Raw genomic sequence first — 13,944 nt, 5'->3', positions numbered from 1 at the left:
CTTGTTTTATGTTTAACTTCGTAGCTGAGTTGACAGTAGCTTTAGGCTCGGTTTTATGGGTAGAAATAGTACGAGATATATATCATGCTTGTTCTCATATCTGGCAACCGCTATACCGCCTTCATGTTTGGCATCATCGAGTTTTTCGCCCAGACTTGTCTGTAGTCAACGATGCCATTTATCGTCAAGCACACTGGTATAACGATGTTCCCGAATCATTGGTAATGCTGACCTTTAGTTTGCTGCCCTGGCTGATGGTTCGTACTTATCATATATCTTCACAATGGGCTGCCTGGGCGGGTTTTTTATATACATTAAGCTTTTTGCTAGGAGCGATCGCCAGGGGACTGGGCATTCCCCACGTAGGCGAACTTACCGATATTACCCATCGCCAGGGAAAGTTAACCACTCTACCGTCTCGCTGGTTTATCAATCGTTCCTATCACTGGCGGCATCATTTTGATAACCAAAATGCCTACTTTAGCGGTACTTTAAGTTTGGTAGACAAAGTGATGGGGACGGCTCTATCGCTTAAAAATAAGCGCGTTGCCGTTACGGGGGCTTCTGGTACTTTGGGTAGGGCTTTGCTGGCACAACTCTATCGGCAAGAAGCAAAAGTTGTAGCTCTAACTTCTTCTCAAACTCAAATTAATCTAGAAATTGCTGGTAAAGAAATTCCTATCGAAACTATTGTTTGGCAGAGCGATCGCGAAGCCGAATTAGCAGCTACCTTAGAAAAAATTGATATCTTAATTATCAATCACGGGCTTAACGTACACGCAGACAGAACCGCAGAGGCGATCGCCAAGTCTTATCAGATTAATACTTTTTCGGGTTTGCGTCTGATGGAACAATTTTTTAAAACTGTAAAGAGCGATCGCGACATGGTTAGAAAAGAAGTTTGGATTAATACTTCCGAAGCCGAAGTAAACCCTGCTTTCAGTCCCTTATACGAACTGAGTAAAAGAGCCATGGGTAGTTTGGTTACCATGCGCCGTTTAGATGCCCCCTGTGTAGTTCGCAAACTGGTTTTAGGACCGTTTAAAAGCAACCTCAATCCTATTGGGATTATGTCTGCCGACTGGGTAGCCAAACAAATTATTGCTCTGGCTAAAAGAGATATTCGCAATATTATCGTGACTATCAACCCAATTACATTTATCTTTTTCCCAATTAAAGAATTCAGTAATTCGCTTTACTATAGATTTTTTACCCGCTCTAGTTAAGGCGATGCAGCAACAAATAGTTAGTACCGCTTCGCTTAAGTAGCTCTTCGGGTTCGACAGTTTGTTCGAGTTGGGGAACCCACCAAACGCAACTGTCTCACAAGCAGCAATTAAGATACAGCAAGGATTTTAACGGTGTCTTTAATTACGCCTCAGTCTACTAGTAGATACAATAGCTAATAGCTATCGCGAAGCGGTAAAACCAACAAGCTTAAAAAATTTGGGCAGCAACGATGTACGATTCAAAAACTAGCTACAAACGTTTTCCTAGAGTTCCAAATGACAGAAGAATTGGAGCTTTTGCAATTGATTTTTTGACTGTTTGGTTTATTAGTTCTTTTTTTGGTGTGAGTTTCCAGTGGCTAGTATTTATTTTAGTTTGGTTGGGAATGCGGGTCGTGCTGGGTGATAAAAATCAGGGTCAAAGTTTGGGGAAATGGGCTTTAGATATTAAAGTTATCGATCCTCGTTTTAATCGCGTTCCCAGTTTGGTCGATTTGGCAAAGAGAGAAGGAGCAGTCGGTATAGCAGCAATGCTGGCTACGATCGGTTTACAAATAAATTTTAAGAATGGTTTATCGATGCTGCTGTTACTTGCCCCCTTACTAGTCGATTGCGCGATCGCTATTGCCGACGAAAACTATAACCAGGCACTTCACGACCGTTTGGCTCAAACAGCAGTTACCCAAACTAAGAGAGGTTTTTCTCTAGATCTACGTCTCAAAAAAATAGTTGCTCAAATACGGCGAAGTATGCAAAAATGAGAATTTGCGTGCTAATAAGTATGAAGTATAAATATCTTTAAATTAAAACTATGGCAGCCAAGAAAGGAGTACGAATTATTATTACCTTAGAGTGTACCGAGTGTCGCAGCAATACCGACAAACGTTCGGCTGGAGTATCTCGTTATACGACTAGCAAAAATCGACGCAATACTACTGGCAGAATGGAATTAAAAAAATTCTGCACCCACTGCAACCGACATACAGTTCACAAAGAAATCAAATAAAATAAAATTAAATTTTAGTTATGGCATATTACCGCAAACGTCTTTCACCTATCAAACCAAGCGATCCTATCGACTATAAAGATGTGGAGTTGTTACGTAAATTTATTACCGAACGGGGCAAAATTTTACCTCGGCGGATTACTGGCTTGACTGCCCAACAGCAGAGGCACTTGACTGTAGCTGTTAAAAGAGCAAGAGCGATCGCTTTGCTGCCCTTTGTTAATAAAGAAGGATAATCGCGCTCCAGCAAATATTTGACAGAGAAGAAGCTAGACTAAAAGAGCAAAGGTTGTTGAATTGAAGTACAAAGCTGGTGGAAAAAGGAAAACTGATTGAATTCAGAGTGCAGGGCGAGCGTCGCCTTGCAGTTGCCGAAAGACCAGAAGGAAAAAAAGACTGGATAGTTATCGACGAAGGAGGACAATCCCACAAAATACGCCCTCAACGAGTCGAATATATGGTCGATGGCGGTTCCTATAAAGTTGCCGACATCCCCAGCTTTGTCGAACGAGCGCGAAAATATATCGATCCAGATAGTTTGCAGATAGCCTGGGAAATTTTAACTGAAGAGGAAAGAGCCGTTACTCCAGAGGAGATGGCAGAACTGCTGTTTTCCGATCGCAGTTCGATATATAGTTATGCCGCTCACGTGCTATTAAGTCAGGATAAAATTTATTTTAAGAAAAAAGGCGACAGTTACGAACCTCGCTCGGCAGCACAAGTAGAGGAAATCGAACATCAAGAACAAGTTCGGGCACAGAAACAGCGAGAACAAGCCGAATTTATCGCTCATCTCCAACAGGCTCTAGCAGGAACTGCTATTGAATGGACGGAAAGCGATCGCCTGCGACTAGAAGCAGTAGAAAAACTAGCATTAGATTCGAGCAACAACTCCCGTACTGCTGAAGAAATTTTAGCTGCTGCTAACAAAACTAACGATTCTCGTGGTGCTTTTCAACTGTTGGTAGAGATAGGATGGTGGAAAGAACACGAAAATTTATTTTTACGCCGTAGTTCTTTTCCACTTAACTTTTCTCAAAGGGTACTTGATGTGGCGCAATCTCGTCTTCAGTCAACCATGACCGAACCCGATCCAGAACGTTTGGATTTGACCCAACTCAAAGTTTATACCATCGATGACGAAAGTACTACAGAAATTGATGACGGTCTGAGCATTGAATACCTCGATGATGGTTCGAGTCGGTTATGGATTCATATTGCCGACCCTACTCGTTTGGTCGTTCCCGAAGACGAACTGGATTTAGAAGCTCGCCGCCGTAGTACCAGTTTGTATCTACCTACGGGTATGGTTTCGATGTTTCCCCCCGAACTAGCTACAGGACCGATGAGCTTGGTACAGAGTCAGGTATGTGCCGCCCTAAGCTTTGGCGTAATTCTCGACGATACTGGCGAAATTCGAGAATATCGAATCGAACCAACTCTAATTAAACCGACTTATCGCCTAACCTATGACGATGTCGATGAAATGTTAGATTTTGGCTTAAAAAACGAAAGTGAAATTGCCGAATTATCAGAATGGGCGAGACTGAGAAGAGAACGGCGCAAGTCTCAGGGTTCGATCCAAATCAAAATGCCAGAATCTGCAATCAAAGTCAAAGAAAATGATGAAATTGTCATCGAACTATTAGACAGTTCGCGATCGCGTCAACTGGTAGCAGAGATGATGATATTGGCAGGAGAAATAGGCGGTAGATACGGTTCGGAACATGGTTTGCCCCTACCCTATCGCGGGCAGCAACAGCCAGAATTACCATCAGATGAAGAACTACTGCTCTTACCGCCAGGACCAGTTCGCTATTGTGCTATGCGACGCTGCATGCCCCGCAGTGAAATTAACATGACCCCAACCCGCCATGCTAGCCTGGGTTTGGACAGCTACGTTCAGGTAACTTCTCCCATTCGTCGCTATACCGATTTGCTGGCTCATTTTCAAATTAAAGCTCATCTTAAAGGCGAACCGCTACCTTTTGCACGCGAACAGCTTCAAGAAATTGTCTTTAGCGTTACCAGTTCGGCTTACGAAGCTACTTTAGTCGAACGCCAAACCAATCGTTACTGGAGTTTGGAATATTTACGGCGCAATGCAGAATGTATTTGGCAAGTGCTAGTTTTACGGTGGCTGCGAGAAGATGAAAATTTAGGCTTGATTTTAATTGAAGACTTGGGTTTGGAGTTACCCCATCGTTTCGATCGCTCTGTAGCTTTAGGCGATCGTTTGGAAATGCGGGTAACTCGTTCCGATCCACATCGCGATGAAATTCAGTTTCGGGAAATAACTCAGGCAGAAGCTCAGGCAACTATATAGCTAAAATTTAAGTTCTTACTCAATCTCAGAGAAAAACACTAAGTGTATACCAGGGGATTGAGATTTTTGATAGAATATTAACGCTTATTTTAAGCAGTATCGATAGTTTGTTCGGTATAGTCACTTAGCCGTTAATATTATGTATATTTATGCGGAAAATAGCGAGCCAACAAACTAGAGCTTAAATGACACTTGCGTTAATTCGAGCATTAGGAGTATCGATACTTTTCTTATAAAATATCGCTTTCGATTACTTTATCGCAGTTTACTGCCAGATATAATTTATATGCGATCGCCAAATCAGTTTCAGTTCGATCTCAAACTATCACAGGCTGTACTCAATACTTTTTCTACTCAAATTGCCATAGTAGATAGAACTGGATATATTACTGCTATCAATCAACCCTGGAAAACCAATCGAGAACTAAGTTTATTAAATAGAGATGCAGTAGTAGGCGATAGCTACTTTAGTTTATGGCTGAAAAATGTAGCTAAAGATAGCGATCGCAGTTGTATTAACTCTCTCGACCGAGCTATAGCCGAAATTCTCAATCGCCAGAGAAACGATTTCAAATTAGAGTATGTCTATGGGAACGGCAGTAACAAAAATTGGTTTTCAATTCATTTAGAAAAATTTCAAGATGCCGACTCGCCCAAGGTAATGATCGCTCAAACCAAAATTACCGAATACAAGCAAATGGAATCATGTTTGCGTTCCATAGCCGAAGGCACCGCAGCAGCAACGGGAAATGAATTCTTTTACTCTTTGGTCTATCATCTGACACGTGCGCTTGGGGTCAACTATGCTCTGGTAACTGAATGTCTTCGAGGAGATATTCCGATGGTTCGCACCCTGGCATTCTGGTGTAAAGATGATTTCGGACAAAACTATGAATATAAACTGGCACATACCCCCTGTCAGAGAGTAATTAATGGTTTGCCCTGTCACTATCCTCGTAACATTCAAAAGATTTTTCCTCAAGATGCGGATTTTGCCAAATTTAATGCTGAAAGTTATGTTGGGGTTCCATTACTAAACTCTTCAGGACAAGTATTGGGACATCTTGCCATAATTAGCGAAAATCCTATTGAAGATGGCTCATTAGAACTTGCCATTCTCAAAATTTTTGCTTCCCGCGCCGCAGCAGAACTAGAACGCAAGCGAGTTGAAGAACAGCTAATTCACGATGCCTTACATGATTCCCTAACGGGATTGCCAAATCGTAGTTTATTTAGCGACCATCTGACTCATGCTTTGAAAAAATACCGACGCAATTCCAACGATAAATTTGCAGTTTTATTTTTAGATTTAGATCGCTTTAAAGTAATCAACGATAGTTTGGGACATACTTTTGGCGATTTACTTTTAGTAACAATCTCGCAGAGAATTCAGGCTTATTTACGTGAAAGCGATATTTTGGCTAGATTAGGCGGTGATGAATTTGCAATTTTGATTGACGATATTGAATGTATTAGTAATGCGACAAGATTGGCAGAGCGAATCCAAGCTAGTCTAAAATTACCATTTTGTTTGGGTACTCATGAAGTTTTTACTAGCGTGAGTATTGGTATTGCCATTAGTGATAGCAGTTCGGATTCTGCGGAAAAACTCTTACGCAATGCTGACATTGCCATGTACAAAGCTAAGGCTTTAGGTAAAACTCGCTACGAACTGTTTAATGACACGCTACACGTACAAGTTGTAAACCGCTTACAGTTAGAAACTGACTTTCGCAGAGCTTTAGACAGAGGAGAGATCAAGCTTTATTATCAGCCAATTATTTCCCTATCCGATAATAAAGTTAAAGGTTTTGAAGCTTTAGCCAGGTGGCAGCATCCTCAAAAAGGTTTGGTTTGTCCTGGAGATTTTATTCCTTTGGCAGAGGAAACAGGAGCGATTGTCACTTTAGGCTGGTGGATTTTGCAGGAGGCTTGTTATCAACTCAGAGAATGGCAAGTGAGTTTTAATAATCCTGCTTTGACTATGGGGGTAAATTTCTCACAAAAGCAGCTATCGCAACCGTTTATGACCGAATCTTTGGTGCAAATTTTGGAAACAACGGGTTTAGCAGCAGATAGCCTGAGATTGGAAATCACTGAGAGTATGCTCATGGATAATACGGAAGCCACGATGAAAACATTGGAGCAATTAAGAGCTTTAGGAGTACAACTCGACCTCGATGATTTTGGTACTGGTTATTCTTCTTTGAGTTACCTACGTAGTTTGCCTATTGACGCTCTTAAAATCGATCGCTCTTTCGTACAGAATCTCGATCGCAAAGATAAAAATAATAAAATTGTCGAAGCAATTGTCATGATGGCAAAAAGCCTGGGTCTAAAAGTAATTGCCGAAGGCATAGAAACCGAAAAGCAGTTAGCTGCATTGCGTGGACTCCAATGTGTTTACGGTCAGGGATACTTGTTTTCTTGTCCCTTGCACCATCAATCATTGAAACTGTGGTTGGATCGGTGGAATTACTAGCTAGTAAGTAACAAGTAGCGAGTAGCAAATTCAAATAATTCACTTATTCCCATTACCCATTTATTACTTACTTTTCCAAAGCCCAAAGCTTAAATTTCTTCCTACTTTTTCTTTGGTTGTAAGACTTGCTTTCAACTTTATTTCACGGTCAAAGCTAAATATATCAGTTATTCGGAATAATTGTTTTCTTGAAAATGTATTATTACATAAATATTTTCACTGAGCTAGTTTTAGATCTCAGGATAAAAACATAAGTATTCTCCACATTATCAATTAAAAATAGCGAGGTTATCTTCTAGTAGTCTAAGTAATTCAAGCTAACTAATTAACGATGACTACTAACACTAAATCTAATCTAAATAACTATAGTAATGAATGCCAAGTTGCAGTAATTGGAGCAGGTCCCCAGGGTTTACTATATGCTTCCTGGCTAAAACAAGCTCGCCCAGACTTAAGTGTTGTTATTTTAGAGCGAGAGGAAACACCTAAATATAAAATCGGAGAAAGTACCCTCTCGGGATTTTGCAAAGCATTGCGTTCTGTAGGTATATCTCAGGAAACACTAGAACTTTTATTTTATCCTAAAAACGGTTTGGGTTTTTTCCACATAGATGAAACGACACCAGACATAGGTAAAGCTTCAGAATATATTTTAGAAACTTTTGATGAAACTTTTCAAGTAGAACGCCGTTTGTTAGATGGTTTGTTGCTTGCAAATGCTCGCCGTTTGGGTGTAGAAGTAATTCAAGGTGCTAGAGTCGAACTAGCTGCTTCTGTTCTTAGCGACAGCGGTAATACTGTTGCTTATCGCTACCGCAAACAGAGATACGAACTTAAATGTCAGCTTTTAGTCGATGCTAGCGGTCCTGCAAGCGTCATTGCCAAACATCTTGGTTTGTATACTAAAGAAAATATTCTGTTTCAGAATAATGCTGTTTGGGGTTATTTCAAAAACCTCAACCGTCTGGGAAATCGTACGGAATGGAACCAAGTCGCCCAGTTTAGTCGTGATGAATACACCCAACACTTCTGTTTTAAAGAAGGTTGGATGTGGTATATTCCTTTAAATTCTTGGGAACAAGCACCAAATCTCAATGCCGATTCAATGTTCGCTCGCTTGTTAGATTCGGAATCTCCTTTACCAAGTAAAGAAGAACTCGCCGCGCTTCATGGCTGTCCCGAAGAAGATTTGGTAAGCATGGGATTAGTCTTACGCGACGATCGCGACAATATGTTTGGTAAAGGTCGCCAAGCTACTTTAGAACACTATGCTGCTAAATATCCCGCCATTCAGGAAATGCTCGAAGGTGCCGAACTAGTTAGCGATCTTTACGGCACCCAGCAGCCTTTGAGAACGCGGGCAAACATTCGCGGCTACGCTAAAGAAATTACGGGTAACGGTTGGTTGAGTATTGGCGAAGCAGCTTTCTTTGTCGATCCCTTAATTTCTCCTGGATTGACTAGCGGTGCTGCTACAGCTTACTTTGCCGCTCAAAGCACTTTAAGAGCGCTCGATAACTGTAACTTTTCTCGCCAGGCTTTTGCCGATTACGAACACTTTGCCTATAAACTATATGAAGCTCACGAACGCGACAACCACTTAGTGTATATGTCGTTCAATCATCCTAGAGCGATCGAAATTATTCAGCGTTTTCAAGAAATTGATGCTCGTCGTCACTTTAATCAGCACATCAACTCCGACTACACTTTAGCCGACACTAACGTCTGGGGAATTCTCAATCCAGTCTATCAGTCATTCCAACAACAGTTATGGCACATTATGCGACAAGCAGAAATTACAATAGGCAAAACTAAAACAATTGACGAACAGTCCTCCAAAGATTACGAACCAATGATCGCACAAATAGAGGCTTATTTGTCTAACTATCTCAACAATCACTTAGAACTGAATCCCTACATCGTTCAAAATCAAACGACTGAAAGTTTAGCAACAGCTTTAGGTCATTAAAGATCGCCCTGGCGATTGAGTATAAATAAAACTAGCAAAATTTTATGAGGAGGCATCAAGTAATGACAGTACCAAATTGGCTTAGAAGTATAACAATTAATGCTCAATTCCGTACCCATCAAGATGATTGGCAATTAGTACAAATATTGTTAAACGAGCGAGGAGGCACTTATGCTACTCCTGATGGCGAAGAAGAAGGTGTATTCACATGTCTGGCAGCAGGAAATCATCCTGAAGGGGGAAGCGTTTTAGTTTTACACTGGCGGGAACACAAAGGACCGTTTGCTGGCTTCTCTGGCATAGATACTTTGTGGTTTCAAGAACGAGAAGAAGAAATTAAAGTTAGCGGAACATTTTTTGCCGATAACAGTAACGATTACGGAGAAATTAGAAGTTATAGCAAAAAGTTAGTAGAAATGGTCGGCTAGTGACTATAGCTCTAGGAAAGCAAATATCTAGCTCGACCACTTCCGTCCATTTCGGTTTCTAAGCACCGAAACGCTCGCGTTACTTGTGAATCTTAGGATGATTCTATATTTATAGCGCGAGCGTTTTTTGGTTGCATCGATAGTAACAATTGTTAATAATAAAACCAATTTAGTAGTACAATACTGCACTTTTAAACGACAATAAATAAAGATATTAGTAAATATATCGGTATTATTGTTTTTTGATGGAGCAAGTAAGATGAAATTTCAGTTTTTACTGTCAGTAACTTTAACTAGTATTGTCTCGCTTGGTGCAATCGTGCCAATAGCTATGGCTCAAGAACGCCCTGAGTGCTTTTTAATCGATAATTCTGGAGAGCTAACCGATTTAACAGATATATGCAATGCCAGTCAGGGATTAGTCAGCAGTGAAACTACAGAGGCTGCTACTACTGAGGGAGAATTAAATATTATTAACAACAATAGTAATATTGTTGGCTCTGACCCCTTAACTAGCCAAAGTTTAACGGACGATAACCTATATTTTTTAGGAGAAGGCAGTGTTCCTGTTGACTTAAGTACTATTGGTAGCACATACTATATCGACAATGAAATAGGTAATGACTACACGGCATATCTCAGACGCTATCAAACTTCCCCCAGCTATTTACCTCGTGAGGTAATTAAAGATCGGGTATTTAGATTTGAGAATTATTTCGACCCTTACAGTCTGACCTCAATTTTCAGACGAGGACAAAGTAGAGTTCCATATATTATTTATCGCTACCCAGTTAGATAAAAGCTTATGTTCTTCGATAGCGCATCCCTGGTAACTGAACGATTAAATCCATAATTTCTAGTTGAGATAGGGCGGCCATTATTCGCTCTGGAGGTAAGTTAGTTTTTTGGGCGATCGCATCTAGAGCGATCGCTCCAGTTCCGATAGTTTGAAAAACACGCTCTAGTTCTGGCTCTAACTGTGGTAAAGTTTGAGTAACGGGCGATCGCTCTATCGGATCTAAATAAGGCATCGTACCCAACATTTCTAGCAAATGTTCCTCACTCAAAATGACGTGTGCGCCTCGATTTAATAGTTCCAAACATCCTAAAGATTGAGAATTGTCTAAAGATCCTGGTAAAACATAGACATCGCGATTGAAGTCGTTAGCAAAACGAGCGGTAATCAATGCACCCGACTTTTTAGGAGCTTCCATTATCAAGACCGCTCGACATAAACCTGCAATGATGCGATTGCGAGCGGGAAAGTTACCGCGCTCTGGCTTGGTTTGGGCGGGGTATTCACTAACTATCAAGCCATTTTGCTCTATTTGTCGATAGAGTTGTCGATTACTAAGGGGATAAACTGTATCTACTCCCGTACCCAATACGGCGATCGTTCTACCTCCTGCTTTGATACAACTATCGTGAGCCACTGCGTCGATACCCGCAGCCATTCCCGAAACAATACCAAAACCATGTTTGACTAGATATCTAGTGATTTTGCTAGTCCATCGTCTGCCATATTCAGTAGGATAACGAGTGCCAACGATGCCGATTAAAGGTGTATCACCCTGATTTTCTGCAAGTAAAACTCGTCCGCAATAATACAGTAGAGGCGGAGGACTGGGAATTTCTTGTAATAGACGCGGATATTCAGAATCATCTGGAGTCCAAAATTGAGGATTGTGCCGTAGATGTCGTTTGAGTAACTGTTCGGGTTCGAGAGAGTTTGGCGTTCGCTCGCGGATAATAGCATTAATAGCTTTACTATTTAATCCTTCTACTGCTCCAAAAGCATTAGCTGGAGCATTCCAGGCATCTTTCAAAGAACCAAAGTGTCGAGCGATTCTTTTAAGAGAAATTGCACCTATACCCGATATCTGCGACCAGGCCAACCAATAAGCTCGTTCTTCTGGCATTTATATAAACTAATATTTAGTAAAAAACAAGACTCAGCAAAGAAAGTACAACAAGTATTTATGTTGCTAATGAAACTATAGAGACAATGTTAACCCTTCTTTAAGATAAACTTCTAATTTTGAGCGGATTGCCAATATATTTTGTACATTTGGCTCTAAATTAATTTCTGGAAATAAGTTGTAAATACTTTGCGAGAAATAAATCTACTTAGCTATTTATAGTTATCTAAATACTTAAAGCTTCTATTATATTACAAACTCGTGTATTTGGCAATATTAATAAACACAAATATTAGCAAATCGCGATCGCACGACTTTACTGAATAAAATTTTATAAATGAAAGTGTAGAACCAATTAAAGAGCGATGAAGTAACCGTTAGCTATTTAGTTAAAAAGTCGATCTTTTTATAATTCTACAATTTAGCGATACTAAAACATTATAAATTTTAGATTTTTTGAAAATACAGTAAACCCATTGATACAGCAAAATACAATTGCTTTTTAACATTTTACAGCTAAATATTAGGTTGTATTAAGCTATCACAACGTATTTTTAAACTGTTTTTTAGTCGATTTTATATTAGATCGCCAGACTAATTAATACTGGTGTTTTTATTTAGACAAATAAATTAAAACTATAAAACCAATTTAAAAAACAGCACGTAAAAGCAAAGTCAAAAAAAATAGAAGACTAAGTTTTAGTGTCTAGCTATTTGATGTATTTGTAATGTGAATACTTTTTTATGAATCCAGAATTAATTAACCAAGTTCTTAAACTTACTAACGCCGAACGTACTAAAGCGGGATTAGAACCTTTAAAGCTAAATTCTCAATTAGTTGATGCCGCTCAAGACCATAGTAACGATATGGCAGAAGATGACTTTTTTAGCCATACAGGAATTGATGGTTCTAGTGTAGGCGATCGCGCTTTAGATAGTGGCTACAAATATTCTACTGTAGGCGAAAACATTGCTGCGGGACAGAGAACTGCTGCCGAAGTAGTATCAGGATGGATGAATAGTCCTGGTCATCGTGCCAATATTCTCAATCCAAATTACCAAGAACTTGGCGTTGGCTACAGATATTTAGCCAACGATACGGGAAAGGTTAACTACAAACATTATTGGACTCAAGTTTTTGGAACTTCTTTAAATAATCGTAGTGGAGGTTCTAATGCGGAATTGCCAAAATCGACAACCGAAGATCCTACTCCTGTAGAACCAAATCCTACTAATACAGATCGAGATTCTACCTCTAAACCTAAGAAAGAAAAAACGATATCTACTCCCGTAATCGATCGAGATATTAATTCTCCAGACACTGGAATAATTAGCAAAGTTCTCAAACTTACTAACGCCGAACGCACTAAAGCGGGATTAAAACCTTTAAAGCTAAATTCACAATTAGTTGATGCCGCTCAAAATCATAGTAACGATATGGCAGAGGACGACTTTTTTAGCCATAGGGGAATTGATGGTTCTAGTGTAGGCGATCGCGCCTTAGATAGCGGCTATAAATATTCAACTGTAGGAGAAAATATTGCTGCGGGACAGAGAACTGCTGCCGAAGTAGTATCAGGATGGATGAATAGTCCTGGTCATCGTGCCAATATTCTCAATCCAAATTACCAAGAAATTGGTATTGGCTATGAATATTTAGCCAATGATACGGGAAAAGTCAACTACAATCATTATTGGACGCAGGTTTTTGGCTCTCCTCTAAACAGCAGTAATAACGATAACTTAACGGGTAGTGATAATTCAGTGCCTACGGGTGGTAATGATGCAGTCGATCTTGGTGGCAACTGGAGAGAAAAATTCCAAGATTGGTTAGAAGATGGTAATTGGAACACTTTTTCTAAGTTATCTACTAATTCGAGCTTGGGAAGTGCAGCTAAGATCGATCGAGATTATGAATTAAGCAATCTTGTCGATAATATTTCTGGTTCTGATTTGAATGAAAGCAAAGTATTTATGGAAAATTCAAACAACCAAACATCACTCTAAGTTAAGTAAGTGAGTGTAATTAAATATAAGATAGTTTATTTTGGAATTATGGATTGGGGATTAGGGATAAAATTTTACGTTCGAGTCTTATAAATTATTTCGCTTACCTACTTAAATGTTTTTAACTAAAGTCATCAACATCGACTATCGATATTCGTACTGAATATAGAGAAAATAGAGCTTATATTATTTTCTCTAAACAAAAAACCTCGGTCTTACCGAGGTTTTTTAAATTTAACTCTAGTTAAAGTCTTAGCTAATTGCAAAGGAAGCAGCAATAAAGCCTGCGATGAGCAGACCAGATATAGCTCCAGTGATTGCATAACGACGTTGCTCTTTTGGTGTGGGGTTTTCGGCAACATACACTTTAGGTTCTTTAGCAAAGTTATTAATAATTCCGTTTTCGTCTTTTGTCGTAGTCATAATTAAGTTTTAAATTTTTGTTTTACGCTTCTGTAATATATGTTAACAAAGATTTTTAGTTTTGTAAAGCATGGTTGACAAAAATGTATTTTATGATTAGCGCGAGTTATAGATTGTCGAACTATGTAAAGTTTTCTAGGCTAAAGTAGAATCTA

General features: G+C 39.6%; 12 protein-coding genes. 10 read left to right on the top strand and 2 right to left on the bottom strand.

The genetic code is table 11. From position 1 onward, the window contains the following. Nucleotides 1-8: 8 nt before the first annotated feature. The 9 genes from KV40_RS09385 (at nucleotide 9) to KV40_RS09345 (ending at nucleotide 10,239) form a co-directional block, all read left to right on the top strand. Nucleotides 9-1,226, top strand: a complete 1,218-nt coding sequence (locus KV40_RS09385; RefSeq protein WP_036480214.1) for a bifunctional sterol desaturase/short chain dehydrogenase — start codon at nucleotides 9-11, stop codon at nucleotides 1,224-1,226. Nucleotides 1,227-1,459: 233 nt separating this feature from the next. Beyond that, the gene (locus KV40_RS09380; protein ID WP_036480211.1) at nucleotides 1,460-1,990 is read left to right on the top strand and encodes an RDD family protein; all 531 of its coding nucleotides are present in this window, start codon (nucleotides 1,460-1,462) and stop codon (nucleotides 1,988-1,990) included. A 50-nt stretch (nucleotides 1,991-2,040) separates the two neighbouring features. After that, complete coding sequence (gene rpmG, locus KV40_RS09375; RefSeq protein WP_036480208.1) at nucleotides 2,041-2,235, top strand: 50S ribosomal protein L33; 195 nt, start codon at nucleotides 2,041-2,043, stop codon at nucleotides 2,233-2,235. A 20-nt stretch (nucleotides 2,236-2,255) separates the two neighbouring features. Further along, nucleotides 2,256-2,471 (top strand): 30S ribosomal protein S18, encoded by a 216-nt coding sequence (gene rpsR / locus KV40_RS09370; protein WP_036480205.1) that lies wholly within the window; start codon nucleotides 2,256-2,258, stop codon nucleotides 2,469-2,471. Between the two features lie 77 nt (nucleotides 2,472-2,548). After that, nucleotides 2,549-4,561, top strand: coding sequence for a ribonuclease catalytic domain-containing protein (locus KV40_RS09365; protein ID WP_036480202.1), 2,013 nt, complete (start codon nucleotides 2,549-2,551; stop codon nucleotides 4,559-4,561). Nucleotides 4,562-4,847: 286 nt separating this feature from the next. Then, nucleotides 4,848-7,043: an EAL domain-containing protein gene (locus tag KV40_RS32055; RefSeq protein ID WP_052055502.1), complete on the top strand. Its 2,196-nt coding sequence runs from the start codon at nucleotides 4,848-4,850 to the stop codon at nucleotides 7,041-7,043. Nucleotides 7,044-7,374: 331 nt separating this feature from the next. After that, on the top strand, nucleotides 7,375-9,012 hold the full coding sequence (locus tag KV40_RS09355; protein ID WP_036480199.1) for an NAD(P)/FAD-dependent oxidoreductase: 1,638 nt from the start codon (nucleotides 7,375-7,377) through the stop codon (nucleotides 9,010-9,012). A gap of 62 nt (nucleotides 9,013-9,074) precedes the next feature. Further along, entirely contained in the window at nucleotides 9,075-9,440 is a 366-nt protein-coding gene (locus tag KV40_RS09350; RefSeq protein ID WP_036480196.1) for a hypothetical protein, read from the top strand. Between the two features lie 259 nt (nucleotides 9,441-9,699). After that, nucleotides 9,700-10,239, top strand: coding sequence for a hypothetical protein (locus tag KV40_RS09345; RefSeq protein WP_036480193.1), 540 nt, complete (start codon nucleotides 9,700-9,702; stop codon nucleotides 10,237-10,239). Between the two features lie 4 nt (nucleotides 10,240-10,243). Here KV40_RS09345 and dprA read toward each other — a convergent pair whose 3' ends face one another. Beyond that, a complete protein-coding gene (gene dprA, locus KV40_RS09340) occupies nucleotides 10,244-11,359 on the bottom strand; it encodes a DNA-processing protein DprA (RefSeq protein WP_036480190.1) in 1,116 nt (371 codons plus the stop codon). Nucleotides 11,360-12,103: 744 nt separating this feature from the next. Here dprA and KV40_RS36660 point away from each other — a divergent pair. Next, nucleotides 12,104-13,366 carry a CAP domain-containing protein gene (locus tag KV40_RS36660; protein WP_072013801.1) on the top strand — a complete coding sequence of 421 codons (1,263 nt, stop codon included), beginning with the start codon at nucleotides 12,104-12,106 and terminating at the stop codon, nucleotides 13,364-13,366. A gap of 252 nt (nucleotides 13,367-13,618) precedes the next feature. Here KV40_RS36660 and psb34 read toward each other — a convergent pair whose 3' ends face one another. Then, on the bottom strand, nucleotides 13,619-13,789 hold the full coding sequence (gene psb34, locus KV40_RS34855) for a photosystem II assembly protein Psb34 (protein ID WP_036480189.1): 171 nt from the start codon (nucleotides 13,787-13,789) through the stop codon (nucleotides 13,619-13,621). Nucleotides 13,790-13,944 lie beyond the last annotated feature (155 nt).

The organism is Myxosarcina sp. GI1 (assembly GCF_000756305.1).
Lineage (GTDB): Bacteria > Cyanobacteriota > Cyanobacteriia > Cyanobacteriales > Xenococcaceae > Myxosarcina.
Note: the sequence above shows the minus strand (reverse complement) of the source record. Positions and strands in the feature narration are given on the sequence as shown.

Coding starts and splice junctions, on each gene's coding strand:
- KV40_RS09385 (WP_036480214.1), top strand. CDS start 9: ATGTTTAACTTCGTAGCTGAGTTGACAGTAGCTTTAGGCTCGGTTTTA.
- KV40_RS09380 (WP_036480211.1), top strand. CDS start 1,460: ATGTACGATTCAAAAACTAGCTACAAACGTTTTCCTAGAGTTCCAAAT.
- rpmG (WP_036480208.1), top strand. CDS start 2,041: ATGGCAGCCAAGAAAGGAGTACGAATTATTATTACCTTAGAGTGTACC.
- rpsR (WP_036480205.1), top strand. CDS start 2,256: ATGGCATATTACCGCAAACGTCTTTCACCTATCAAACCAAGCGATCCT.
- KV40_RS32055 (WP_052055502.1), top strand. CDS start 4,848: ATGCGATCGCCAAATCAGTTTCAGTTCGATCTCAAACTATCACAGGCT.
- KV40_RS09355 (WP_036480199.1), top strand. CDS start 7,375: ATGACTACTAACACTAAATCTAATCTAAATAACTATAGTAATGAATGC.
- KV40_RS09350 (WP_036480196.1), top strand. CDS start 9,075: ATGACAGTACCAAATTGGCTTAGAAGTATAACAATTAATGCTCAATTC.
- KV40_RS09345 (WP_036480193.1), top strand. CDS start 9,700: ATGAAATTTCAGTTTTTACTGTCAGTAACTTTAACTAGTATTGTCTCG.
- dprA (WP_036480190.1), bottom strand. CDS start 11,359: ATGCCAGAAGAACGAGCTTATTGGTTGGCCTGGTCGCAGATATCGGGT.
- KV40_RS36660 (WP_072013801.1), top strand. CDS start 12,104: ATGAATCCAGAATTAATTAACCAAGTTCTTAAACTTACTAACGCCGAA.
- psb34 (WP_036480189.1), bottom strand. CDS start 13,789: ATGACTACGACAAAAGACGAAAACGGAATTATTAATAACTTTGCTAAA.